The 23,543-nt window shown below is 53.5% G+C and carries 24 protein-coding genes; 16 read left to right on the forward strand and 8 right to left on the reverse strand.

Annotation, left to right across the window (positions count from 1 at the left end; genetic code table 11):
* Positions 1-85 precede the first annotated feature (85 nt).
* From EG244_RS10350 to EG244_RS10370, 5 genes are all read left to right on the forward strand, one after another.
* Positions 86-340, forward strand: a complete 255-nt coding sequence (locus EG244_RS10350; protein ID WP_124964930.1) for a hypothetical protein — start codon at positions 86-88, stop codon at positions 338-340.
* A gap of 61 nt (positions 341-401) precedes the next feature.
* Entirely contained in the window at positions 402-1,550 is a 1,149-nt protein-coding gene (locus EG244_RS10355; RefSeq protein ID WP_158617285.1) for a DUF7146 domain-containing protein, read from the forward strand.
* A gap of 174 nt (positions 1,551-1,724) precedes the next feature.
* The gene (gene traF / locus EG244_RS10360) at positions 1,725-2,777 is read left to right on the forward strand and encodes a conjugal transfer protein TraF (protein WP_124964932.1); all 1,053 of its coding nucleotides are present in this window, start codon (positions 1,725-1,727) and stop codon (positions 2,775-2,777) included.
* Positions 2,774-4,171, forward strand: coding sequence for a conjugal transfer protein TraH (locus EG244_RS10365; RefSeq protein ID WP_124964933.1), 1,398 nt, complete (start codon positions 2,774-2,776; stop codon positions 4,169-4,171). Before traF ends, EG244_RS10365 begins: the two co-directional genes overlap by 4 nt.
* Before the next feature lie 14 nt (positions 4,172-4,185).
* On the forward strand, positions 4,186-8,043 hold the full coding sequence (locus tag EG244_RS10370; protein ID WP_124964934.1) for a conjugal transfer protein TraG N-terminal domain-containing protein: 3,858 nt from the start codon (positions 4,186-4,188) through the stop codon (positions 8,041-8,043).
* A gap of 40 nt (positions 8,044-8,083) precedes the next feature.
* Here EG244_RS10370 and EG244_RS10375 read toward each other — a convergent pair whose 3' ends face one another.
* Positions 8,084-8,284: a hypothetical protein gene (locus EG244_RS10375; RefSeq protein WP_124964935.1), complete on the reverse strand. Its 201-nt coding sequence runs from the start codon at positions 8,282-8,284 to the stop codon at positions 8,084-8,086.
* Positions 8,285-8,531: 247 nt separating this feature from the next.
* Here EG244_RS10375 and EG244_RS10380 point away from each other — a divergent pair, with 247 nt between their 5' ends.
* The 5 genes from EG244_RS10380 to EG244_RS10400 all read left to right on the forward strand — a co-directional run bounded on the left by EG244_RS10380 (position 8,532) and on the right by EG244_RS10400 (position 11,659).
* The gene (locus EG244_RS10380) at positions 8,532-8,882 is read left to right on the forward strand and encodes a hypothetical protein (RefSeq protein WP_124964936.1); all 351 of its coding nucleotides are present in this window, start codon (positions 8,532-8,534) and stop codon (positions 8,880-8,882) included.
* 757 nt (positions 8,883-9,639) lie between these two features.
* Entirely contained in the window at positions 9,640-9,903 is a 264-nt protein-coding gene (locus tag EG244_RS10385) for a hypothetical protein (RefSeq protein WP_124964937.1), read from the forward strand.
* A gap of 132 nt (positions 9,904-10,035) precedes the next feature.
* Positions 10,036-10,659 (forward strand): hypothetical protein, encoded by a 624-nt coding sequence (locus EG244_RS10390; protein WP_124964938.1) that lies wholly within the window; start codon positions 10,036-10,038, stop codon positions 10,657-10,659.
* Between the two features lie 5 nt (positions 10,660-10,664).
* Positions 10,665-11,030, forward strand: a complete 366-nt coding sequence (locus EG244_RS10395; RefSeq protein WP_124964939.1) for an H-NS histone family protein — start codon at positions 10,665-10,667, stop codon at positions 11,028-11,030.
* A gap of 158 nt (positions 11,031-11,188) precedes the next feature.
* Complete coding sequence (locus EG244_RS10400) at positions 11,189-11,659, forward strand: hypothetical protein (RefSeq protein WP_124964940.1); 471 nt, start codon at positions 11,189-11,191, stop codon at positions 11,657-11,659.
* Between the two features lie 38 nt (positions 11,660-11,697).
* Here the strand turns inward: EG244_RS10400 and EG244_RS10405 are convergent, their stop codons facing one another.
* On the reverse strand, positions 11,698-12,027 hold the full coding sequence (locus tag EG244_RS10405) for a Rap1a/Tai family immunity protein (RefSeq protein ID WP_124964941.1): 330 nt from the start codon (positions 12,025-12,027) through the stop codon (positions 11,698-11,700).
* 286 nt (positions 12,028-12,313) lie between these two features.
* On the opposite strand from EG244_RS10405, the gene EG244_RS10410 reads away from it, so the two are divergent.
* A complete protein-coding gene (locus EG244_RS10410; protein WP_124964942.1) occupies positions 12,314-12,832 on the forward strand; it encodes a hypothetical protein in 519 nt (172 codons plus the stop codon).
* A gap of 49 nt (positions 12,833-12,881) precedes the next feature.
* Here EG244_RS10410 and EG244_RS10415 read toward each other — a convergent pair whose 3' ends face one another.
* The 3 genes from EG244_RS10415 to EG244_RS21485 form a co-directional block, all read right to left on the reverse strand.
* Positions 12,882-13,616 carry a hypothetical protein gene (locus EG244_RS10415; RefSeq protein WP_124964943.1) on the reverse strand — a complete coding sequence of 245 codons (735 nt, stop codon included), beginning with the start codon at positions 13,614-13,616 and terminating at the stop codon, positions 12,882-12,884.
* A 4-nt stretch (positions 13,617-13,620) separates the two neighbouring features.
* Positions 13,621-14,373: a recombinase family protein gene (locus EG244_RS10420; RefSeq protein ID WP_124964944.1), complete on the reverse strand. Its 753-nt coding sequence runs from the start codon at positions 14,371-14,373 to the stop codon at positions 13,621-13,623.
* Between the two features lie 275 nt (positions 14,374-14,648).
* Complete coding sequence (locus EG244_RS21485) at positions 14,649-14,882, reverse strand: WGR domain-containing protein (protein ID WP_124964945.1); 234 nt, start codon at positions 14,880-14,882, stop codon at positions 14,649-14,651.
* Positions 14,883-15,596: 714 nt separating this feature from the next.
* Between EG244_RS21485 and EG244_RS10430 the strand changes: the two genes are divergently transcribed.
* Entirely contained in the window at positions 15,597-16,475 is an 879-nt protein-coding gene (locus EG244_RS10430; RefSeq protein ID WP_158617286.1) for an endonuclease/exonuclease/phosphatase family protein, read from the forward strand.
* A gap of 195 nt (positions 16,476-16,670) precedes the next feature.
* On the opposite strand, the gene EG244_RS10435 is transcribed toward EG244_RS10430, so the two are convergent.
* The gene (locus EG244_RS10435) at positions 16,671-16,988 is read right to left on the reverse strand and encodes a hypothetical protein (RefSeq protein WP_124964947.1); all 318 of its coding nucleotides are present in this window, start codon (positions 16,986-16,988) and stop codon (positions 16,671-16,673) included.
* 70 nt (positions 16,989-17,058) lie between these two features.
* On the opposite strand from EG244_RS10435, the gene EG244_RS10440 reads away from it, so the two are divergent.
* Positions 17,059-18,267 (forward strand): Y-family DNA polymerase, encoded by a 1,209-nt coding sequence (locus EG244_RS10440; protein ID WP_124964948.1) that lies wholly within the window; start codon positions 17,059-17,061, stop codon positions 18,265-18,267.
* A gap of 301 nt (positions 18,268-18,568) precedes the next feature.
* On the opposite strand, the gene EG244_RS10445 is transcribed toward EG244_RS10440, so the two are convergent.
* Positions 18,569-19,156 carry a hypothetical protein gene (locus tag EG244_RS10445; protein ID WP_124964949.1) on the reverse strand — a complete coding sequence of 196 codons (588 nt, stop codon included), beginning with the start codon at positions 19,154-19,156 and terminating at the stop codon, positions 18,569-18,571.
* Positions 19,157-19,458: 302 nt separating this feature from the next.
* Between EG244_RS10445 and EG244_RS10450 the strand changes: the two genes are divergently transcribed.
* Positions 19,459-21,303 (forward strand): ParB/RepB/Spo0J family partition protein, encoded by a 1,845-nt coding sequence (locus EG244_RS10450; protein ID WP_124964950.1) that lies wholly within the window; start codon positions 19,459-19,461, stop codon positions 21,301-21,303.
* A gap of 166 nt (positions 21,304-21,469) precedes the next feature.
* A complete protein-coding gene (locus tag EG244_RS10455; protein WP_124964951.1) occupies positions 21,470-21,832 on the forward strand; it encodes a hypothetical protein in 363 nt (120 codons plus the stop codon).
* Here the strand turns inward: EG244_RS10455 and EG244_RS10460 are convergent.
* On the reverse strand, positions 21,820-22,257 hold the full coding sequence (locus EG244_RS10460; RefSeq protein WP_124964952.1) for a hypothetical protein: 438 nt from the start codon (positions 22,255-22,257) through the stop codon (positions 21,820-21,822). The genes EG244_RS10455 and EG244_RS10460 overlap by 13 nt on opposite strands.
* Before the next feature lie 141 nt (positions 22,258-22,398).
* On the opposite strand from EG244_RS10460, the gene EG244_RS10465 reads away from it, so the two are divergent.
* Positions 22,399-23,079 carry a helix-turn-helix transcriptional regulator gene (locus tag EG244_RS10465; protein WP_124964953.1) on the forward strand — a complete coding sequence of 227 codons (681 nt, stop codon included), beginning with the start codon at positions 22,399-22,401 and terminating at the stop codon, positions 23,077-23,079.
* The last annotated feature ends 464 nt before the right edge of the window (positions 23,080-23,543 follow it).

Here is a 23,543-nt window from a genome sequence, read left to right on the forward strand (position 1 = left end):
GATCAATCCACCCGCTGACCTGTCAGCACACCCTTTGGGGAGTTTCCCCACAGGGGCGGCTCCCCCTTTTTTTTGGAGCCGCGCTATGAAACTCACCCATCTCGTCCGTTCGGTCTCACGTCGCCTCAATGCAGCTGCATCGGCACAGCGTAATCAATGTCTGAAAGACCTGAGCAGCCCAATGCTGCCAGATCCTCATGCTGATGAATACTTCACCCGGATCGACGGCCGTCCCGTGACGTTCAGGCAGTTTAACACGATAATGCAGGAGCATTTTGCTCAGCAAAACGCTGTTGAAACGCCAGAACCCAATCTCTCACTCGCTCGTGCAACCGAGTGAACTTCACAACCCGCTATGGGGCCTTGTCCCCATGCGGAAATGGCCCGGAAAGGATTTGATTATGGCTCATGCTATGACTCAATCTGGTTTCGACCGCGTGAAGGAGCTCGCTGAGGGGCAATGGGATTCCATTATCGGAAGCCTTTACCCTTCAATCGCAAAAGCGATTTCCAGACCCGGACTGGCACGATGCGCCTGCCCTGTGCACCACTCGACCAAGGGGGCGAGAGCAGACGGATTTCGTGTTTTCGACGACTTCATCAAGACTGGCGGTGGCGTCTGCAATACCTGCGGCACTTTCCCGACTGGAATTGACCTGATCTGCTTCCTTGAAGGTCAGGAAAACAATCCGAAGCATGCTCTGCGGATCCTCGAAGAGTATTTCGGACTGGGAAGGGGCGAAAAAGTCCAACGCACGGCTCCACAGCCGCGCCCTAAAGAGCCCGTTTACGACGAACGCAGTGATCCCGAAGCGATCAAAAAGCGGCTATGGCTGCTCAACAAGATCTGGGATGACAGCGTACCTCTGTCTGAACTGCCTGAAGATCATCACGCCATCCGGTATCTCACTGAGACAAGGGGAGCTGATGATCTTGACCTCTTGGCTGCTCAAGAAAACATGAGGTTCAACGAGCGTCTGTTTTACGAAAAGGTGGAGGATGAGGAGAATACTCCTGTTTACTTCCCCGGCCTTGTATCAGTGATGCAGACGGTTGACGGCGAAATGGCAGGGCTTCACCGGATCTACCTTGATCCGAAAAAGCCGCAAAAAGCTTCCGTGGAAAAAAACAAGAAAATCCTCGGGAGATTAGAAGCCCGTCTGAATGGCGCTGTACGCATCAATGGCCGTGCTCCCTTCACCGAACATGCGAATGTCTGTGAAGGCATAGAGACCGCTGTTGCTATCGCTTACAGCACTGGCCACTCCATTTTTGCAGCTGGGTACACGACCCAGATGAGCAAGTGGATGCCACCTGAAGGCACCAGATATGTCACTGTCTGGGCCGACAGGGATGCCAATGAAGCCGGAATACGCCACGCCCTTGAACTGAAGGAACGTCTTCAGGATATGGGCCTCAAATGCCGCATTTTGGTCCCCGATTTCCTCGATACGGATAAAGAGGACTGGAATGACGTGCTACTTGAATGTGGCTTCGAAGAAATTGCTGAAGCCTACTCAGGCCTCAGCGAACAAACTGAGGTTTACTGACCCAAAGAGCCCCGTGTGGGCTCTTTTTTTTTGTCTTTTATCGCGAGAGCAGAAGATGCTGCCCGATTTTAACGGGTGACGCTGCAGCACTGCCCCGCACGCCGGCTCCTGCATTAGCCTTTCTAACAGCAGCATCTCCAAAATGTAGCCGCTTGCCCCTACCCACAACATTCTATGGCTTCCAAGGCCTTCGCGTTCTGCTATTCATATTCCTATTCCTCGGCTATTTTATGGAAACTTGATATGGCGGTAAGACAGCTTGCACTATCAGTAGCCTTCGCCGCGCTCGCTTTCCCAGCAGCAGGTCAGGAAGGCAGCTACTTCAACAGAAGCTCGGAGGGATGGTTCTGGTACAAAGACCCGCCCCCTGATCCTGAACCCGTTGAGGAACCTGAGCCGCTGCCGCCGCCGCCACCAATGCCGGAGGAAACCGTCGAGCTTCCCCCAGAGCCGCTACCCCCACCTGCACCGCCGCTACAGCCTGGAAGCGTGGCCTTCCTGCGTGAAGCTATGCCTGTTGCTCTCGATGTTGCAATGGACGATCCGACGCCAGAGAACATCGAAAGGTATTTCCTCCTGCAAAAGCAGGCCATCGATAAGTCCGAAGTCTTTGCCGAAGTTTCCAAAATGGTCACAACCGGCCACCCGGAGCTGGATGAAGGCAGGCGCCGGCCGAGACAGGATTCCTTCGCCAAAGCGCTGGAAGAAACAGCCGAGGAACGCAAGCGCGAAGTCCTGACAGACTTTTTCAAAACCCATGCCCTCGTGATGTTCATGGACAGAAACTGCAGCAGCTGTGCGCTGATGGGCGAGAATTTCTTCAGAATGCAGCAGACCCACGGCCTCGTTTGGCAAAGCGTCTCGCTGGATGGCACGTTGCTGCCCCCGGAGATCTCCCCGAGCCAGAGCTTTGATGCCGGTATCTCGGAGCAGTTGGGGGTCGCAAATGGTGGGGCAGTGTTCATCGCGGCCCCACAAGGCAACACATTCATCCCTGTCACATGGAACCCCACGGGCGGGGCTGAAATCGCAGATCGCATCCTTCTGGTGGCGCGGCGCTCCGGCCTCATCAGTGATGAACAGTTCCGAAAGACCCAGGCCATTAACCCCCGCGTGAGTGAGGTTGGCCCCACAGGCACAGGCGAACTCCCCGAAATTCTCAGACAAGCCGATCAACACCTGCGGCCGTTCGGCCTGCACCTCGACGCGACGGAGGCAACACAATGAAGATCCGCAGGAAGTTCCTTGCAGCGGCGATGGCCGCAACAATCGCCCTCCAATCGGCAGGCCCTGCCAGTGCCGATCTGGAAAGCTCTCTGTCAAACATGCTCGGAGCAAACGTGCAGGTTAACAGCCCCGGATCGGTACAGACGGCCCGGCGCGGCGGCTTCTATGGAGGCTCGATCTACGTCCGCGGGCGGGTGATGAACGTGAACGTCATCAACTTCACCCCGCCGAGCTTCCAAGCAGGTTGCGGTGGCATCGACCTTTTTGGTGGCTCTTTTAGCATGATCAACAAAGAGCAGTTCATCGCACTTTTGCGCAGCGTTGCTCAGAACGCAGCGGGTTATGCCTTCCACCTCGCCCTGAAAAACATCTGCGAACAGTGCTCTACGATCATGAGCCAGCTCCAAAGGGTCATTCAGGAAATGAACCAGTTCACGGGCAACTCCTGCCAGTTGGCCAAGGGTATCGTGAACGGCGGGATCGCCGCGCTTGAGCTCTCGGACGTGAAGGGGATGCAAACGACCTCAATCGCTTCCGGGTTCAACGACGCCTTCGATGCTTTCTGGGGCTCGCTGACCTCTACTGTCGGATCCCTTAGCGCCACCAACGCAAGCGGCAGCAGGGATTACGACAAATTCGAGACCAACGTGGTCTGGGAGGCAATGCAGACCAGTGGGGTGCAGGGCTGGTTCAACTCCGGCGACCGCTCTCTGATGGAAGCCCTTATGACCCTGACCGGCACCGTGATCCTTTCAGGGCCGGTTGATGACTCAGCGGGCAATCCAAGTCGGAATGTCACGCCAGCAGTTGCTGGCGGCAAGCTGACGGTGCGCGATCTGGTATATGGCAACAGCAGTGCCCGTGTTTTGCGCTGCGACACCACGACCCGCTGCCTTTCGCCCTCATCAACCAACGTTCAGCTGACCGGGCTTGAGCGCATGCTTGAGACAGCTCTGGTCGGTTCGGGGCCCACGGACCCCAACTCGGTGCTGTTCCGCATCATTAACGGCGGCGGCACAGACGCGGACTCTGTGACCCTCATCGGCCGGCTTGGAAATTATGGCACCATGCTGCTGTCAATCGCTGAAGCCAGCCCTCCGGGCACGACTGCAGCCTATGATTTCTTCAATGAAGTGAAAGGTCGCCTTGCCTATGAACTGGCCGTCATTTTCGTCTCTGATGTGATTGTTGCCGTCGATCAGGCCGTGTCGTCGCAGAAGTATGAGACGGCATACGCAGACGATTGGCGCCGCAACGACTTTGCCCGCTCCATCGAGCGCATCAATGCCGAGCTGGCAGTCATAGGCGAGCGCACGGCAATCCCGGCCGAAATGATGACCACCTTTATGAACACGCACGAATACCTCGTGCGCAACCATTCACCGCTGCGCTGAGGGGGACGTGACAAATGGAAATGGTGGCTTACACCTTCAGTGACGTGATCCTTGTGACAAGGATCCTGAGCCAGATCGCCATGATTTTCGACGGCGGAGCCTTCGATGTGGCTGCCAAGCTGGCGGCGGTCATTGGCTTGATCGTGGCACTTTTTGTGTCGATCTTCAGAGGGGGCCAATTCACGATGGCCACCTTCTTCTGGCCGATCATGGTTGCGGTCTTGATGATCCTGCCCCGTGTGGATCTCGTGATCGAGGATAAGAACGGCGGGCTCTCAAGGGTCGATGATCTGCCGATCGGGTTCGCCGCCCCTATCTCGATCATTACCACGATCGGTGCTGGGCTCAGCGACATGCTGACGGAAAACCTTGGCCTTGAGGACACAGCCATTACCATGGACAATGGCCACTTGCTGGCCCTGCGTGCACCTCTGGTCTATCGCCAAATTATCACGGAAGAGCAGTTCCACGGCCCGGCAGCGACCTTCGCGAACGGGCTGTCACCGGTCAAAGACACGATGATTTACGTGGATCGGTGCCTGAAGTCTCAGGACAAGCTCCCAGACGTGGAAACGAAATACTCTCGGATCAACTGGCGGGATTTCTCGACCTACCGCGTGACGGGCTACTTCATGACGGTCGCAGCCTCTAACGGGCGGGCCTATGAATGCGAAGAGCACTACGACCTGCTCATGGAAGGCTTCGAGTCTGCCGAATATCAAGCAGCACTGAATGCGGCCGTTAATGAATTTTTCAGCAAATATCAGAACGATACAACGACAGGTCTGCGCTATCAGGCTGCCCTCGAAAGCGTTGTCAGTGATCTGCCTCGCTTCTATGCGGGGGTGGCATGGGCCAACGCCGTGCAAAGGGCGCCGGCTCATTTTGTTGGCGCAGCGGGCGGCGGCTCGCATCAGGCTGCCCTCGATGACGCTCTGAACCAGAGACGCGAGAAGAACTACGGCACAGCTGCAATCATCTTCGAAACCATGGCGACAACGATCTCATTCATTGAGATCTGGTCCCTGAGCGTCATGCCCCTTGTCCTGCTTTTGATGATGATCGGGCCATTGGGAGGCAAAACTGCAGCCAAATACTTCTGGATGCTGGTGTGGGTACAGTTCTGGTATCCGACACTTCTGATCGTGATGGGCTTCCTTGACGCCTCGCTGGATGCCATCGGCATTACGGCATTCATAAGCATTAGCTCGGTCAATTCATTCCTCACGGAAGTGACCCGGCTGCAGGACGTGGGCTATCTCTATCTGTCGCTGGCCACGGCGCTCTCGATGTTCCTTGTATTCGGCACATCGTCGGCTCTCGCTACGTCCATGCAGCGCGATATGTCCGGCGGGGAGCACTACGATCCCAAGAAAAACGCCCCGGATACGCTCAAACGCGATCCGGTTAACGTGTTCAGCTCGGCCTACCAGTACACGCCTATGTCTCAGGGCACTGCCATTGCGACGGACGCCAATAAACTGGGCGACGTGACCGTTTCTCTGGGCCACGGAGTATCCTCCGGCTTCTCGGCCGCTGAGGTAGCCGCGTTCGCAGGTACAGGGTCTATTGGAACAAGCACAGGCTTCAATCAGGCAAAAGGCACTTCTCGCCTGAATAGCGCGACAAGCTCACAGGTGGCGTCAGACGCAACCACAGTCAGCAACGGACTTCAGTATAGCTTTGGAACCTCGACTGACGCCGGTACGAGTGTAGCCGGTGACCGGAGCGTTGCCGTTACGTCAGGTACTGGCGTTGACAAGCGGATCACAGGGAGTGTTTCGGGAGGCGTATCAGGCGGCCTTGGCTTTGGAAAAGGCGTGGCTGGATCTGCATCAGCAGTCCTTGGTGCAGGCGCTGAAGTACGGTTCAGTGATGGGTACAAGGAAAGCGACAGCAATAAACTAGGCTACAACCTCGGATCCGCGATAACTTCGAACACAGCGGGGCGTGTCGATGGCAGTCGCTCGGTCAGCGAGAGCGATACGAAGAGCACCATCAACACTGCGGGAGTTAACGAAAGCAATCAAAGGACGGAAACTGCCACCGAGACGCAGCAGGCCAGCTGGAGCAACAGCGAGTCTGAGACAAACTCTCGACAGGACATGACATTCCAGCGCGCCAGCCAGGAATTCAAGCTGTCTGAGATTTCCTCGCTGATGGCAAACAACGCCAACGCTATGTCAATGACGAAGCAGGCTGTCTATGACGCACGTCTGAACCAAGAAGTTGATCAGTTTATGGACAGTAATGAGCGCCAGCTGAACCAACTCTTCTCGGGCAGAAATGCGGAAGAGGCACGCTATGCATTTGCAGCACACTATGTGATGCAGGGACTGAATGGCATGCTGTACGCAGATGACACTCAGACAGGCCAGGAACGTCGTGATGCAATCAACGCTGTCTCGGATGACATTATGCGCTTCGCCGGTCTCGGTACGGCACAGGGGCGCGAAGCAGGACCGGAGCTGAGCAACCTGCAGAGCTTTGACCGCGTGGATCCAGAACAGTTGCGCGACGCTTACATGGGAGCCGGCAGAGGTTTCCGCCTCGACGGGGAACTCGTGCAGAATGCCCTCAAAGATCTTGATCCGACGATGGGGAAACCTGCAGAAGTTCTGGATGAGATGCAGAGAAGGATCGGAGCCCCGTTCGAAGACATGACACCTGGGCAGCTGAACGGTGTCTTGTCAGCGGTTTCCAATCGCATTGAAGAACAGCACGGGCCTATCGATGCTAACAAGCTGACATTCGCGGAATCCCTTAAAGAAAAGGGCTTTGCTTCAACTTTCTTCAGTACGCTTTTGGGATCCATGTCAGCCGTGGATAGAAAAGCGTTTGAGAGCAACTATGAAGATTTGGCCTACTCGGCAGGCGCCAGATACCCGGATGTGACTGAAGGGAGCGCGGATGTTGTCGAGCAGAAAGCCGATACGATGCTCAATAACTACCTGTCACAGCAGGTGGAGAAGGGGACGATAGGCGGCGCTACGGACGTGGCCACATACATGGCTCTCAGTGGTTTGAGGGCAGGTGCGGACAACGTTGGAGACGAGGTTCTGGCGGCCCGCTTCTCAACAATGCTGAGCAAAATGGAAGAGGCTGATCCTGTCTTGGCAAGTCCTGAAACCTCCTCAAAGCTTCAGGCTTTGGGAGCATCTGGGTTCACGAACCGAGATTACATGCGCGGCGTTGCGGAGTACCAGCTTGGTGCTCTCACACAGCAACTGACGCATGAGACCGGTCAAGAGGGACTGAATGCATCGGGTGCTGGCGTCCAATGGAGCAAGAACCCCAACCCAGTTGGCCGCGGCACCTTAGAAGGCGGCGGGACCACACTGCCAGCAGGGACCAAAGAAGACCTGATCTTATCTTTCGTCGGAAGCCTTGAGGCCCCGAGAGGCTACGATGATTTTGAAAGGGCATCCGCTAGAAACCCACCAGCTCAGCCGCTGACGGAGATGACGATCGGTGAAGTCATGCAGTGGCAGGACGGCAGGATCAGAGGCGTGGAGACGCGGGCTGCCGGCCGATACCAGATGACAGGCGGCAGTGATCCTGAGGGAACATTTGTCAAAGCGGTTCGGGGCGCGGGCCTGAGTGAAAGCGACCGCTTTACGCCAGAGGCTCAGGACAGACTGGGGGTGTATCTGTTGAATGCACGTGGGCTGAGCAACCTATCAGAGAACGGGAACGTGGACGGGTACGCCCACAGTCTCTCTCAGGAATGGGCAATCTTACCCAAGATGACAGGTCCAAACCCCGAGGCCAGTTATTACGACAAGGTGCAGGGAAACCGAGCCGGAGTTTCGCCAGACAGGGTGCGGGCTGTTCTGGAAAAGGCAGCCGCTGCACCCTCAGCGCAAGGATAAACGAAAGGCCCTCAGAGCAATCTGGGGGCCTTACTTTATGTCAATCGAAGAGGTGAATCCTGGTCTTTCCGGCAGGACGCAGACCACCGCAGGCGTCATGGGTCTGGTAAGCCATGAACTTAAGACCCTGCTTGCGAAGCGCGTCTTCTTCTTGCGCAGTAATGGGCTTTGGCTTTTCCGTCATCCAGGCATCGAACCGGATGGCAAGGCGGCGGAGGCCGCGCAGCGCTTTGGCGAACATATGGACCTCCTTTGAGATAATGGCCTGACAAAGACATTGGGCCTGTTCGCCGCTATTTCAACGAAAATCCTATTTTTGGGTCCACTATCAGCAGGAACAGGCTCGATTTGGTGCAGCTGCGCCACAAAGCCCGTAAGAGACTGAGGATGTTCCTAAAGTTGCTGATTTCTACGGTCTGAGGCGGCCGAGCTGTACCTTTTCCTGGCGTCATGTTTTTAAGCCGCCTGGACATGTGAGAAGGAACGGTATGCAAAGCTTTAAAAGGATTCTGGGCGGCGTGAACGCACGCTACATGGTCAGGGCTTACTTGATTGGCGCCCTCTTCATGGCGCTGATAATCTACACTGTCATGCAGGGGAACAAGGCTGCAGCCGGGAGCGCGGGAGCGATCGCATACTTCAGCCTCTGCCTGCTGGTCTTCCCATTTGCAAAGCTGGTCTGGGATGAGCTGAAAGCTTTGATCTTGGGCGACACATTCCTCATCTTGCCCATGATCCTGCTATATCCGGCTAAACTGCTGATAAATGTTGTGCTTTTCAGCTTCGCAGTGTTCATCGCCCCATTCGGCGTGGCGTACATTTGGTATCAGACAAAGTAAGGAAGGGGCGGGTAATTACCCGCCCCAACTGCCTCAGCGGACCATGAAGAAGTCGAGCCTAGGATTAAGCAGAAGGTCAATAAAATGAGATCGGGCCTGTGGGACCATGCTTGCGAATGTGAACACGAAGTAAGCGAGGACCATGAGCAAAAGGAAAATCACGATCTTCAGCCGCCAGTCACTGCGGTAGGTTACTTTGAGCATCGACTGGCCGGATGGGGCGGAGGCTGAGGTGGTAACGGTGGGCTTTGGGGTCATAATCTACTTCCCTTAGAAACGACTGTGCGCTGAGTCACGCATTTCATCCAGAACGTCCTGCCGATCCCGCTGGTAGCTCTCCGCTTCAGCGCGGAACATCTCTTCGTACATCCTTCGGCTCTCAGAGATCCATTTGTCGATGCAGTCGGATACGTAGACACTTGCCTCACGATAGTAGAGCTCCTTGGCCGCATTAAAGGCCGCTGCGGACTCATAATGCGAGGGCTCTGGTGGGTAAGGCCTTATGCAGGCTTCATTTAATTCCTGCCGCGTCACGTCTGGCGCCTCTGCTGTTTGCGCATACACAGCCCGTGACAGGCACCCGATGACGAAAAAGCATACGCACAAGGTTAACGCTAGGTAAACTTTTGTGCTTCCACGAGCATTCAAGCCTTGATTTCTTATAGCGGTGGAAGTCATCTCATCTTGTGCTCGTTGGTTACGGCATTGTGATGAAACATAGCAGAGGAATTGGCTCTGACAAAGCCGAGGATCAAATATGCCGCTTTATGTGATGAAAAAGTTTAATGGTATCACCGCAGAAGAAGCCCGGGAACTTGAGATCCTTGAGGATGATTTTGTAACGAAGGAAGCTCTGGAGAGCTTCGGCTTGCTTAGAAAAGCTGTTCTGGAAGACATGACTGAAGCAGGCAACGAAGGTGACATGGAGCGCGTTGAATACTTGGATGACCTCTATCAACAGCTTCTGAACTTTGAAGAAAATCTTGCTACTGCCATTCATCAGAACTACATGTTGGAGTGATCCACACCAGTTTTCCGGACTATTTCCTGCCTAAAATGCGGCAAATTCTCTGGGGAGATTGACTCAAAAGATCGGGCTGCGTAGTTTGTTAAAAAAATGCAGTCTCGACAACAGGTTAGTGAAAGCATCGCTATGGAGAAGAACGACAAGCTTAAGCAACCACACGAGATAATCCGTGAAGCGATGAAACAGAAACGCCTCAACTTCGAGACTATCGCCCAGCTGATCGGTGAACCCCGTACTGATAAGCTTTCGGTTGCAGTGCGATGCACTTCCGGTGTCGGACCGCGTTCTATCGAGATCCGTAAGAAAATTGCCCATGCTCTCAACCTGGACCCGGAAAAAGTCTGGGATCCCGTCTACCTTCAGGCACGCCCTCGCGGTGCCGGCGGTGGAACGCGGGTTAAGCCAGCATATGCGATCTCGAAAAAAGAATGGGCAGAAATGGCCCCTTCAGCCCGTGTGCGTGCGCTTCTGCGCATGAATGACATGAAGCTTCACGATCTGGCTGAGATACTTGGGATCAGCTATCGTATCCTCACCAACCACATTTACGGGACCACAGCGAACCATGAAATTCGCTTAAAAGTGGCCGAAATGTTCAAGCGCGACCCCTCTGAGATTTGGGATGAGCTCTATACAAAAGGCGAAGTGAAGGCTTCGAAAACGCTCGAAGAGGTTCTGGAGGAAGATCCTAATCATAGCGTTTTCTTCGGCTTGGGAGACCATACGAAGCCCTTTAAGCCTAAGAAGTGAAGAATATGTCTGCCCCATTGCTCACGCGAGAAGATTTGCGTGATCTGCCGCTCGAAGAGCTCAAAGAACTGCAGAAAATTATCAACTCAGCTGTGGACGATTATTACAAGTTGCAGGTCGAGAAGGCCTTGGCCGAGGCCCAGCAAGTTGCTGATAAGTACGGCGTCGATGTGGCCGACGTTATCAGTGGTCTCCAAAAAAGTGAGACTAAGAAACAGGCTCGGGCAACTCGCGCTAAAAAGGCGCCCAAGATCAAGTATCAGCACCCCTACAACCGGTCTCTTTCCTGGACTGGCAGAGGCAGAACGCCAACATGGATCGAGGATCTGCTTGAGGGTGGTATGACGATGGATGAACTGAGAGTCGAATAGACAGATCGCAGGAAGCCGCACGGAGCTGTCACAGTATCGCCTGGGACAGCTTTTTTCTTGCTTGAAAGGAGCACGAAAACCTATACCTCATAACAGCCAAGTATTATGGGGCCGCAGACTCGGGTAATCTTGGCGCATTAGTTCCAAGGATGTGTCTGATGACAGAAGGCAGCGCGAAAGTCTTTGATCTGCGTCCCTCGGGGAACAGCTATCTTGGCTGGCCGGAGATCCAAAACACAGCGATCTTTCCCGCCTTCAGGCACCTTGGCGAACATCTAAGAGCCATGAACGTCGAAACGTGGATCCTTGAGAACAATGAGTTCCATAAGAGGCCCTTTCTAATCTTGTTCTGGAATGGCCGTGGCGCTCTTGATGGCATCAGGGTAGGGCTGCATTTCACCTATGGCGGCGAGCGCATGCGCTTCGACCTCTCCGCTGTGAAGGATGCCGACGGGTATCGCCATCAAACCACCTTCACCACTGAGTTCTTCGCTTCAGATGAGCGAGATTTGCCTGCCAAAGTGTTGATGCGCGCATCATGCGGGATGGGTCGTGCGCTACAGATTGAAGCGAGCAGCTTGCCTAAGGTTGAGTGGATACGCTCAAACCTAAGCAGCACCCACCACTGAGCAAGATCGTCTAGCGGATTTGAATTCTTACCAAGGCATTATCGATCGCTACATGGCCACGCCTCTGCAAAGGCCTCAAGCGTGAGCAAACCAGCCTTCTTGTGCCGATCACCGGGATGGTCATCGATGTACTTGCAGAGCACTTCAACACCCTGCCTCAGTTTAACCCCCTGTGGGAGGCAATAGGGCAGATCCTGCCCTGCCAAAATAAGCGCTTGAGTGGCCTCCAGAGCTCCAGATGCATACCCAAAAGCACCATTGCGCGGCTCGGCTGAACAGAACTCATGGAGGGTATTACCATCAAGAAATGCCTGCTGTGCGGTGGCTGGTGCTGTCCATGCAATCAACAAACAAAAAGCATAACGCATTATCTTGCTCCGGCTAATTAGTTTACGACGTATACTTTGTCTACGAAGTTTACACGGTATACGTCGTAGACAAAGTATACCGTTTCTCCGCATGATATGGCCCTACACTATGGCGTGCCGAAGTGAATGCAAATGGTGGAAAATCCATATTATATGAAGATAAAATCAGGCAAATGCTCATTTTAAGCATATGATTTTGTTTGATTTTTTTTATTGAAATGCGTCACGACAAATGTGAGCCTTCAACAGACCGCTATAGGCGGCAAGACTGTCACAGGAGACACCAATGGAACTCACCCTGAAATCTATCCAGTACCATGCCCGCCTTTCGGAAGAGACTAACTGCTATACCGCCAAGCTCTTTATGGACGGTAAACACGTCGCTGATTTGAGCAACCGCGGGCAGGGAGGCTGCGATGAGCAGCATTGGATCGACCGCGATGCAGAAGCGAAGATCTCAGCACATTTCGCAGCACTTCCGGAGAAGGAAGTAACCTTTGGCGAAAGCAGCTTCATGGTGAAGCCTGACCTAGAGAGCTGGTGCGGTGAAGAGCTCGACGTGTGGCTTATCCTTCAGCAAGTAAGCAGGATCGCGCGTAAGAAGGTGGCTCTGGCCAAGGGCTCTGAAATCAGCACTTTGGATTTGGACCCGAAGCACCTCGATACCAAAAGCAAATCAGGCCAGACATGGCGCGAGGTGATAGCTGAAAAGTATCCGGGTCAGGAAATCCTCAACGGTCTGCAGGGCATCGATCTGCGCGGAAAGCTCATCGGCCTTGGCGTTGTGGCTGCGCCAGTTATCTGACAATCAGCATCTGGAAGGCGTGGGTAGAACCACTACCCGCGCCTTTAACTTAGCGAGGTGGTTCATAGCGCCTATGCTGCCTGGTTTCGTTGATGTGGATGTAGGTAAGTATGCTCTGGTCCATCCTGCTACAGATTTTCTCATATCCGAGCAGCAGGTAGCGATCTGGCCATATCACACTGAAGGACTTCACAATCTTCTGGGCGGTCCTCAAGACGTTCATTTCTGCCAAGTGACGCTGAGCCTCGTCCCCAAGCTGGGTGAAGAAAACCCTACCCACCTCCTCGCCTTCCTTGAAATCAAGGATGGTCATGAGCTCGATAGCGTCAAGATTGGGGTGGCCTCCGATAGCTATCAACTCATCGTAAAGCTTAATCATTGCTTCATTGAGCACGGGGTTATGTTGACACATAACGGCCCTCCCCGCCCTCAGTGCCCCGTTTCTGATCTTGTCCTTGGCGGTATTGGATTCACCCATGCGGTTCCATGTGTCCAACCAACGTGCATCCTCCTTAACCAAAAGCGCGTACCAGACTGCCTCAAGGCATAAGCGGAGCATGCTTGGTGTCTGCGCGAAACTCCCGGCTTTAGCCATGACTGCCGCACATCTCCATGTGCTATATGAGAAGTTGATCAACCCAATCGCTCGGTAGCCACTTCCGTTGCCCAGTGCCGTTATGAAGTTTCCCATCGTGTTGTCAGCATGAGCCATAGCTATGGTTGTTGGCCCTGAAATATTGTGTGCAACATCCGAGCAAAATTCGTCAAAAGTGTTAAAATTCATATATTTATTCCCAAGTATCTGATTTCTTAGCTGCTCTTGTCCGCCCAGCAGCGCAGACATTAGGCGTGATCGCACAGTAGCGGCGGTAAATCTGCCGGATCCTGTCTTGATGCCAGACAGTTCGACCACGCCGAGCCTGCTTGCGTTGAGCCGGCAGGTTTATGAGCGTGAAATGTTCGGCAACCTGTTTATAGCTCTGACCATCAAGCCTCAGCCGATGGATCATCGGACCAAGCTCCGTTGCCAACCGATCTGCCCTTTCGCGCAAGACTTTGCGGCCGCTTTGGGAAATCTCCGCTTCCCGGCCCGCCTTTGCCGGGTGACGCACGCCAAGCAGAACCCCTCGGCGCCGCGCCGCTTCCAGTGCGGCTTTCGTTCTTGCAGAGATCGCGGCCGCCTCACCTTCAGCGACGGCTGCCATGAGGTGAAGGGTCATCTTGTTTGCGGCCGGCAAGTCACAAGCTTCAATTTCCAGCTTGGGGTCCAGGAGCAAGGTCGAAATGAAGTGAACTGAACGCGCTAGGCGATCGAGCTTTGCGATCAGGAGAACCGCACCGGTTTCGGCTGCCATTTCCATCGCAAGAGCCAGTTGGGGCCGGTCCGACCTCTTACCTGACTCTACCTCAGTGAAGGAGGCGATGATTTCACCCCGCTTAGCTCGCACGTGCATTGTGACAGCACGCTCCTGCGCATCAAGACCGAGGCCGGATCTGCCCTGTTCCTGGGTCGAGACCCGATAGTAAGCGACAAACTGCATCTCAAAACCCCTCAAAACTGCTTATCGGATAATGACAGACGGGCGTCAGTAATTATCCGATAACTATGTTTGTGACTGGTCTGACGATCCGGCCCAAGAGAAAGTCGATTTCAGAAAGGCTAATTGGGCCAAAGAGTGCTTTTTCGGCAACACTTCTATAATAAAATAAGGAGTATCCTAATCTTATAGTTGCCAACAATACAGTTTCGTGAATGCAACCAGCACCCTTAGGGCTCAAAGAATCTGCATCTCGAACTCAGGTTAAGCCGGAGCGATTATCGGCAAAGGGTCTCTGTATATCCCTTCGCAATTTTACGCTTATAGATTTTTGCTGCACAGGCCATTGCGGAACCAATATCTCCGTAGCGGTCTATTCTAGTCGATCCCTTAGAACCTATGCGCCCCCAAGACCGTACAATGATACTCTCACCGAATAGATCATGTTCAACCCGGATTAAATAAAACCGGCGCGCGTTAATAACAGGGTTGATGTAATATAGCGCGTTCATCTTTGATCACATTTCGATGATAATAAAAAGATAAGAGTCTTAAACCTTTGCGCCAGTCCGCGTCCTGCTTAGAATAAGCGAACTCTTTTCACTGGAAATAAGTTCCATGCCACATTCTGAAGCAGCGGTTAAATTTGCAGTCTGCAAGTTCCTGGAAGTAGCGTCAAAGCGCTATGCGGCAACGGGGGTCAAACGCGCAATTTTGGTTAGGGAAGATAATCCAAAATGGCCGCAGACCTGCTATATTGCTGCAGACTTTATCCATAAAAAGAACCGTAAAATCATAACCCACGCGGCATGTGTTCCTCTGCGATATTCCGACAAATACGGCGCCCTTGCAGCAGAGGATCCATACATTGAATGCTTTGGAATGCCTTGCGACAGGTGCCCCCCTTACATCCTGGAAGTGCTTAGCCCTCCGGCTACCGAGATCAGCGCGAAGTGGCGGCACAGGTGCGCCTCGGTACAGTGGCGCTACGAGCTGATTGTGCGGGAAAATGCAGACAATCAACGAGATATTCTGGTTGTTCTAAGCGATTGTAAGGAAACATCTTTGGTTGACTGCGCCCTTAACATCCCGCCTTCGCGGTTCGAGAAAGTGTACGAACAGCTGATCCGAGAGTACCAGATGGCCAACATACCGTCACTCTTTAAGGCTAGTAACGCCTAGTTTCCTTGGCTATCCTCTCGCCTTGCAAGCGGGAGGACTATCCTTTGAAATCATTCATCGCTTTACCCATCTTGTGTGCTCTGTCATCGATCCCTTCAAGCGTCAGTGCACAAGAGCTGAAAATTTCGACATGGAACCTGAACAATTTATCCGGACAGAATAATACCGGGTGCACTGAGAGAGTTCAGAGAGATTATGACGAAATAAAGAAAATCATAAATGCTGTTGATGCCGACGTTTGGCTTTTTCAGGAAGTGGAGAATGTCGGCGCGCTTGCAAGGATAATGAATCCTAGCGCTTGGGACTTTCACATCGAGAGCCGGCCAGACTGGTCCTCAATGCCACCCTGCTTTAATAACGATCGAAATGCAGTGATGCAGCGCGTCGCGATCGCCACTAAAAAAGGCATGGCTGTTGGAAAGAAAGAAGAATTACCTTTCCTTGACACATCCGGCCGCGGGACACTCAGATATGGTGTCGCAGTTAATATTGCCCACAGGGGCCGGACTATTCACATTCTAAACGTGCACCTCAAATCCGGCTGCAGTGAAGAAACTAACGGGGCCGCCTGCGGGACGTTATTTGAGCAGATCCCATACCTGACAAGCTATATAAACGAAATCTCGGATTCGAATGCCCCGCTTATCGTTGGAGGCGACTTCAACAGAAAACTTGCTGAAAGTCACGATGATGCATGGCACTCACTCTCTTACCGTAAATCTGTTGGTCTTACGATTTCGTCCAATAGTGGCCCAAGCAAATGCTCATTAAAGGGGGATGAAAACATTGATTACATTCTGACAAACAAGCATCACCGGGAACTTTATTCTGTAGAGGACGAGTATGAATACTCATTCTCAGGACCTTACGAGAGCTGGCCTTCGGATCATTGTCCTGTGGTCGTAAACTTCTTATCTAAATGAGGTACGCAGTGAATTACATTCACAACATGATACGCAGGGCATCGGCGCGTGTGAATTTATCTCCATTGGCGCTCATTCTGATTATGAGCGGCCTCATAATGAACGCTGCAATTATGACAAGACTTCCCCTGCTGTTCATTGCAGCCCTCATTATCGGCGGCTGGCTCATGTACACTATGCGTGGCGAGCATTAACTCAGAATTTAGCAGCTGTACCAACCGCAGCTTCAATGAGTCTGTAAATGCGGCCCAATTCCGTATATCGGTGGGCCGCTATTTCCTTAGTAAGAGCTTTCTGCCATGCATCCTGCAGCATTGCAGCCTTTGGCGTCCCTCGCGTTGCGATAACGACAGCCTCAGCGAGCTCCTGATCCTCCCGCAAATCTACTTCAGCTGTTTCACTGAGGGCTTTCTTCAGGCGTTTTAATGCCGCCTGCCGGCGCTCGACACCTACAATCCGTTCGGACCATGCACCGCCGAAGGCCACATTCTTGAATACATCATCCCGGCGCATCTAAGCCCTCTTCAACAAACACCAGAACAAAGATAGAACAGTTTCAAGGAAACTAAAAGAGTTCTGCAAGATGAACCGCCCACTCACCACGCTCTACATAGACATGAACTCGTTCTTTAGCTCTGTAGAACAGCACTTTAACCCCGAACTGAGAGGACGGCCTGTTGGTATCACGGCCGTTGAGGGGTCCACTGCCGGTGCGCTGGTCGCAGCGAGCTACGAAGCAAAAGCCTATGGCATCAAGACAGGCACTTTGGTCAGCGACGCCAAACGCCTCTGCCCAGACATCATCCTGCTTCCTTCGCGCCACAAACTTTACGTTCGGATGAACCTCCGCATTGCCTCGGTCCTGGATGAGATCTGCGAACTGGAGCGCGTGAGAAGTGTTGATGAGTTCCAGTTACGCCTGCCGGCGCCGACAGAGAATGTGAATGAGGCCTATGCGCTTGTGCAGCGCCTTAAAGAGGCCGTCTATGGACAAATCGGCGCAAGCCTTAGGTTCTCCGCGGGCCTGGGGAGCAACCACCTCCTCGCTAAGATTGCCGGGAAATTGGAAAAGCCTGATGGCTGCAAGCACCTCTGGGCGCGCAATATGCCTGATGCGGTTGCTCATCTTAAGCCCGATGATCTTCCGGGCATATCGACAGGCACGATGCGCAAGCTTGCAGCGTCAGGCATTACTTCAATTTCCCAGCTCTACCATATGGACCCGCGCCATGCCCGCGCTGTCTGGGGCTCGATCGAAGGAGAACGCTTTGTGCGCGCCCTCCAGGGCGAACAAGTGGAGCTTCCTAAAACTGAGCGCGGCGGCTATGGCAGCTCAAAGGTGCTTTCCCCAGACTTCAGGGCACCCAAAGAGGCCTATCTGGTGGGGCGTTGGCTGGTGGAGAAGGCGACAGGACGGCTCAGGGGAGATGGCCGTGTAGCCTCTGAATTCAGCCTCTCCATGAGGTTTTTGGATGGCTCATCTTGGGGAAGATCCATCCGCTGCGAGGCAAGTCAGGCAACGCATGACATGCTCACCCACCATAAGGCTCTCTGGCGGCTCGCGTGGCCATTTGTGCGCGGCCGGAAGCTTGCCAGCATCAGCGTCAACCTGAGCAAGGTAGGCATGATCGAGGACCGTACAGGTGACTTGCTCAGGCCACTGAAGCCTGCAGAACGAACAAAGGCTGAGATCGTGTCGGCCGCTCTGGACCAGATCAATATGCGGTTCGGCCCGGACACGATTTCTGTAGGGGTTAATCGTCCGCACTATGGTTTCTTCGAGAGAGGCTGAATTAGCGGCAGGATGATAACCTGCCGCAAAATGCCTTAGGCAAATATAGCAACTTCCCTTTTATGGGTCTTGTAAAGTTCAAAAAGCAAGGCCTCCCAATACTCCATATCTTTAACAGAGTGGCTTAAAGACGAGCCGCCAGATAGGAATTGCCCATAGTATTCTCGTAAACCTTCTTCATCCATCTTAGCTTTCAAATGAATAATCCTATTCGACAGATCTCCAGATATTTTGACTTCCACTTCTGGTCTGTCACCTAAAAGGCAGGCGACTTTCATTCCCTTGCAATATTACAAATGGATTATCGTAAGGCGGCTACTTCTTTCAGTATTTTCAAAGCCGTTTCGACAGACCAACCAACAGTTAGGGAAGTTCCGGTGTTTTCAGGCGAAGCAAAGCCATTGGCATAGGCAACGCTTACAGCAAGATCATTGTAAGTGACTTCCGGGGGCATCATGCCCAAAAGTTCCGAAAATACGGGTTTTTTCAGCGACATGATCCATGCCCCCTCGAACTGACCAGCAAGCTCCGGCGGTAGCTCATGCGCGAGGTTCATCATTGCCGCCGCGTCGTGTGTGAGAGGTTCATCAGATACGACCACCTGAGCAGTCAGCGCTCCAACGTCAGACCACTCCTCAGTGACCAAAGGCTGACCTTCAACCACTTTGGCGGCGGGCTGAGTGAACCATGTGCAGATCAGGCGAGCTTCATCAGGGGCATGTTGCCACCCTTCGTCCGCCGCCGCTGTCATTTCCGTAACAGGAGACCCTATCGTTTTGCCCAGACGCTCACAGTCATAGCGCACCGCATCCGCTGCGTCCGCAACCGAGAAGGTGGAGGCTATCAGACCAACGCAGGTGAGATAGGAGAGGCAGATGTTACGGGTCATGAGCTGTCCTGACACTAGTGCTTGAAATCCAGATTAGACGCGCGGGAAAACAAAGTCCTTGGTGCCACAGGGTTTTTTCAAACGCTCTGACAACGCGCCCCCGCTTCTTTCAACGATAGAATTTTTCCCATTTTTAAATTTATGGAGGTTCCTTTTGATAGGTCGAGCAAAAGGAGATTTTATTTAATAAAAACAGTGATTTAGCGCGGTTGTTGGGTCTTTTTTTATTGATCGGGGGGCGTAGAAAAGCTAATCTGAGTGCATGGCAGCTATAGGCCGCCGCAACAGCACAGGAGCTGAAAATGAACACGGTAGTCGCTTTTCCTTCCTTCGATTTTCCCGCAACCTCTGAGATCATCGATCTCTCCAAACTCTACCTCTCACCGCTCAACCCGCGCCAGAACCACGACGCGGAGAGCATCGAGCTTCTGGCTGAAAGCCTCGTATCTTGCGGCCTGATGCAGAACCTCGGCGGCGTGAAAGACGAGGAAGGGAAAGTGGCTATTGTGTTCGGTGGCCGCAGGCTTGCTGCATTGCAGATCGCGGTGCGCCAGCGGGCGGACCTCGGCCAAGTTCCGGTTATGATCGCGCCGGACGAGGAAACCGCGCTCCTTTGGGGGGTTGCTGAAAACGTGGCCCGAGAGGACATGTCACCCCATCAGGAGATCACGGCTTATGGCCGGATGCGCGAGAAAGGTGCCAGCGTCACGGAGATTGCCAGCGCCTTCGCAGTCACCGAGCAGCACGTCTACCGCCGCCTCAAACTTGCCTCATTGCATCCGCTGGTCCTTGAGGCTTTGCGCGAGACAAAGATCAACCTATCGCAAGCTGAAGCCTTCACCATCAGCGACGATGAAACGAAGATCGCAGACGCACTGCAACATGCCATAAATCACCGAACGAGCGCGGAAACGATCCGACGCTGGTTGGCTGATGAAAGCGTCACACATACGAACCGTAAGGCTCGATTTGTAGGCATCGATGCCTATGAGGCAGCGGGCGGAAAGATCACAAAGGATCTCTTTGGCGAAGAAATCTACCTCAACGATGCCGTGCTGCTGGGCGAACTCTTTGCCGCAAAGCTCGAAGCTGCGGCGAAGGAGCAGGAGAGCGAGTGGGCATGGGTGGAAGTCTGCGAGGAAAGCAGCTTCCGCAGCTGGGAAAACGGCTACACGCAGATCATGGGCACTCAGGTTGAGCTTTCAGACGAACAGGGGAGCCGCCTTGAGGAACTGCGGGAAACGGAAGACCGCTCAGAAGCAGAAGAAGCAGAGCTTGATGCCCTGATCGCCCTGCGGCGGCAGCGCATCTACAGCCCCGCTGAAAGGGCGCTGGCAGGCGTTGTGGCTTTGGTAGATTGGCAAGGCAACCTCAGCTTAGACGGGCCGTATGTCCGGCCCCAAGATGCAGAGCAGGCGCTTGAAGCAGGCTTTATCAGACACCTCAGCGCGGCTACCGAGGCAAAGGCAAAACCCAAGTCGCAGTTCTCGGCAGCGGTGAAGGATGATCTAAAAGCGATCAAGCTCCACGCTTTTCAGTCCGCGCTGTGCGCTAACCCCAAACTGGCAGTGTCGATCATAGCTTTCAGCCTCTCAGGTGCAGCAGGCGGTCAGGGGTTGTTGGGGATGCGTATTGAGCCTCCAAAGAATGTACCGAGCGATGCCGAAGGTCTTGCGGTCAATCCTGTTTTGGTAGGCGACAGGCAGCGGCCCTTCATGGCAGACGATCTGAAACTTACCTTTGCAGAGTTCTGCCAAAAGCCTGAAAGCGAAATCATTGAGGCGCTGGTGGCCGGAGCAGTCCGCACGATCCACACCAATTTCGGGCTGTCAGGCGGTCGCATCGGCACGGAGTTCTACGACAGCATTACGAAGGCAATGGACGTTGACACGCGCTCGATCTGGACCCCCACGAAAGCGGCTTTCTGGGGCAGGATGCCCGCCAGCTACATTGACGAGCAGTTTGCGCTTCTTACCGGCTACGGTATGGCCACAAAGGAGTTTTCAGCCTTCTCCAACCAGAAGAAGGGCGGGAAAGCCGAAACCATGGAACGGCTTTTCACTGATGCTGCTTACCGTGCGGCACTGAATCTGAGTGCAGACCAAGAGGAAGCGATTGCCGCGTGGATGCCGGAGGAAGATGCCTGAACATGGCCTGAAATCACGACAAAGCCGAGGGATAACCCCTCGGCTTATTAGTTTAAGATCATTCAATAAGTTGTTGATATGATTGTTTTTTGTTGATTTTTTAATCGCAGAATCATATCATTATAGCGTCAGCTAGAGGCTGACCTGACAGGCACAGGAGCCAGCTATGAACAATCACCACGCCATGTTTCTGTACAATGAACAGCGCCGACACGAAGCGGCATTGTCCTCATGGGTGAACCAAGTCTGCTCGTGCCGCGATCTGAGCATGGCGCTCAGACTGGCCCGACATGCCCCCTCAGCAGGCGCGGTTCTGTCGGGTATGAGACACCTCACCAATGATCCACAAAGCCGTGCTGTCCAGCAGATTGATGCGTTTCTGACCCAAAAGTTGAAGAAGTCAGACGCAGAACAGAAATACGATCTGCTCCGACTTGCGAAGGGGATGCCTCAGTTCCGAAACCTCACGGCATGGGTGGTCGAAGAAACACGCCGATGCACCTCCAGTTCTAAGCATCAGGCTGGCTGATGCGGCGGATTCAGGGAGTAGTCGAGCAACGCTTGTGCGAAAACACCCTTCAGGCAGTTCCTGCGCCATTTCAGCGTTTGCTTGCAGTCGGTGGGGGAGAGCAAACCCAGAATATCGAGAGGACAGTCCACATGCTCCGGGCACTCAGCCTCATGGTGGATAATCGAAGCGATCGACTCTGGGGAGGGTCCGGAATACCGCATTTCTACCATCATGGCCGTGACAGCAAAATCCTTGGTGCCTTTTCTGGCAGCTTCCACAGCTACGTAGCAGACTCCTGCAAGATCCTCTGACTCAGGGGCTTCTGGCACGAAAACCGCCGTTTCAAGAAACTTGCACGTCAGATCCCGTGCACAAAGGAATTGCCCAAGGGATTTAAGACCCAATCTGGCCAAGGTCCCAGGGTCACTACAATCCAGCGGCATAAGTCCCTCCGTATCAGTGTGTTAGACGGACTTCGGGATACACTCGCCTCAAGAAAAAATGAAGAAAATCCAACAAAGGTAGCCAAATGACGACAAACCATTATCTATACGAAAGTATGAAAAGTATACACGGCGGGCACGATGAATTTCACAATGACTGAGAGAGCGGTCGAAAAACGCTTTCCAAACTTTGACTTATGGGATCGCAGGGTCAGAAAACTCGGTTCCCACGGCTATACAATTACAATAAATATCCAAGTTCCGGACGCCGATCTGATCTACTCAACTTACAATCCTACTTGGCTAGAATACTACAAATTGAACGTTTTTGTTCTGCGTGATCCGGTCTTTCACTGGGGACTGTTGGGTGAAGGCGCGACCAGATGGTCAGAGATCAACCTTGGTGAGCTTGTAAACAGCCCTTACACCAACCGTGTCTTCGAAATGGCCAGAGAGTTCGGCATGAACTACGGGGGCGTTGCAACGGCTCGGTCCACCTATGGTTACAAAGGAAGGTGCTATCTCTCCGTCGCCCGGCATGACCGCGAACTAACGGATGTTGAGCTTCAGGAACTGTCCGATCTTCTTGCCGAAGCCATTGCAGGATACCGAGACACCAGAGGCATGGGCAGTACGGAGATTGAGGTCGTGCAGTTGCTGGCCGATGGCTATACGCAGGAAGAAATCGCACAGATACTCGGACTGTCGAGGGCAGGTGTTCGTAAGCGCATCGAACGCGCACGGATCGCAATGAATGCCACGAACTCTCTGCACATGATTGCCATCGCTGTTGAGCGCCGCCTGGTCCGCGTTTCGGGGTAAAATGAGCAGAAGCCTTTGGCTTACACTCGATTAAAATCAGGACCATTCTCCAGTTAGATTATTGATTTCTATGTATTTTTTCCGTTGATTTCATTCAACGGAATGATAAGTTGTTGCAGCACGCCTATAGGGCGTCAGACACGGCACAGGAGCCAGATATGACAACCCCTTTCAACACCCGCAGTGACCTTGCAGCCCATCCGGAGTTTTCCCATCTCAGTCTGGATAGCTCAGGCATCCCTTGCGTTTGGCTGAATACCTATGAGTGCGACAATGGCCACGAGCCGGAAAGCTGGTCAGAGGCATGATCATGCTGCTGCGACGACGAATGCCCCCTGTGCGGCAAAGACATGTCGCCTGTCAGCACTTGGATAGGCCCCGAAAGCGGGGATGGGCGGGATTTGTGGGAAGACCTGCCTGACGTGCCGGAGCAGGCAGAGGACGTTGGTAAAGAGGAGGATGGT

Origin of the sequence: Falsigemmobacter faecalis (genome assembly GCF_003863335.1) — a bacterium.
Taxonomy (GTDB): Bacteria; Pseudomonadota; Alphaproteobacteria; order Rhodobacterales; family Rhodobacteraceae; genus Wagnerdoeblera; species Wagnerdoeblera faecalis.

Coding starts and splice junctions, on each gene's coding strand:
- EG244_RS10350 (WP_124964930.1), top strand. CDS start 86: ATGAAACTCACCCATCTCGTCCGTTCGGTCTCACGTCGCCTCAATGCA.
- EG244_RS10355 (WP_158617285.1), top strand. CDS start 402: ATGGCTCATGCTATGACTCAATCTGGTTTCGACCGCGTGAAGGAGCTC.
- traF (WP_124964932.1), top strand. CDS start 1,725: ATGGCTTCCAAGGCCTTCGCGTTCTGCTATTCATATTCCTATTCCTCG.
- EG244_RS10365 (WP_124964933.1), top strand. CDS start 2,774: ATGAAGATCCGCAGGAAGTTCCTTGCAGCGGCGATGGCCGCAACAATC.
- EG244_RS10370 (WP_124964934.1), top strand. CDS start 4,186: ATGGAAATGGTGGCTTACACCTTCAGTGACGTGATCCTTGTGACAAGG.
- EG244_RS10375 (WP_124964935.1), bottom strand. CDS start 8,284: ATGTTCGCCAAAGCGCTGCGCGGCCTCCGCCGCCTTGCCATCCGGTTC.
- EG244_RS10380 (WP_124964936.1), top strand. CDS start 8,532: ATGCAAAGCTTTAAAAGGATTCTGGGCGGCGTGAACGCACGCTACATG.
- EG244_RS10385 (WP_124964937.1), top strand. CDS start 9,640: ATGCCGCTTTATGTGATGAAAAAGTTTAATGGTATCACCGCAGAAGAA.
- EG244_RS10390 (WP_124964938.1), top strand. CDS start 10,036: ATGGAGAAGAACGACAAGCTTAAGCAACCACACGAGATAATCCGTGAA.
- EG244_RS10395 (WP_124964939.1), top strand. CDS start 10,665: ATGTCTGCCCCATTGCTCACGCGAGAAGATTTGCGTGATCTGCCGCTC.
- EG244_RS10400 (WP_124964940.1), top strand. CDS start 11,189: ATGACAGAAGGCAGCGCGAAAGTCTTTGATCTGCGTCCCTCGGGGAAC.
- EG244_RS10405 (WP_124964941.1), bottom strand. CDS start 12,027: ATGCGTTATGCTTTTTGTTTGTTGATTGCATGGACAGCACCAGCCACC.
- EG244_RS10410 (WP_124964942.1), top strand. CDS start 12,314: ATGGAACTCACCCTGAAATCTATCCAGTACCATGCCCGCCTTTCGGAA.
- EG244_RS10415 (WP_124964943.1), bottom strand. CDS start 13,616: ATGAATTTTAACACTTTTGACGAATTTTGCTCGGATGTTGCACACAAT.
- EG244_RS10420 (WP_124964944.1), bottom strand. CDS start 14,373: ATGCAGTTTGTCGCTTACTATCGGGTCTCGACCCAGGAACAGGGCAGA.
- EG244_RS21485 (WP_124964945.1), bottom strand. CDS start 14,882: ATGAACGCGCTATATTACATCAACCCTGTTATTAACGCGCGCCGGTTT.
- EG244_RS10435 (WP_124964947.1), bottom strand. CDS start 16,988: ATGCGCCGGGATGATGTATTCAAGAATGTGGCCTTCGGCGGTGCATGG.
- EG244_RS10440 (WP_124964948.1), top strand. CDS start 17,059: ATGAACCGCCCACTCACCACGCTCTACATAGACATGAACTCGTTCTTT.
- EG244_RS10445 (WP_124964949.1), bottom strand. CDS start 19,156: ATGACCCGTAACATCTGCCTCTCCTATCTCACCTGCGTTGGTCTGATA.
- EG244_RS10450 (WP_124964950.1), top strand. CDS start 19,459: ATGAACACGGTAGTCGCTTTTCCTTCCTTCGATTTTCCCGCAACCTCT.
- EG244_RS10455 (WP_124964951.1), top strand. CDS start 21,470: ATGAACAATCACCACGCCATGTTTCTGTACAATGAACAGCGCCGACAC.
- EG244_RS10460 (WP_124964952.1), bottom strand. CDS start 22,257: ATGCCGCTGGATTGTAGTGACCCTGGGACCTTGGCCAGATTGGGTCTT.
- EG244_RS10465 (WP_124964953.1), top strand. CDS start 22,399: ATGAATTTCACAATGACTGAGAGAGCGGTCGAAAAACGCTTTCCAAAC.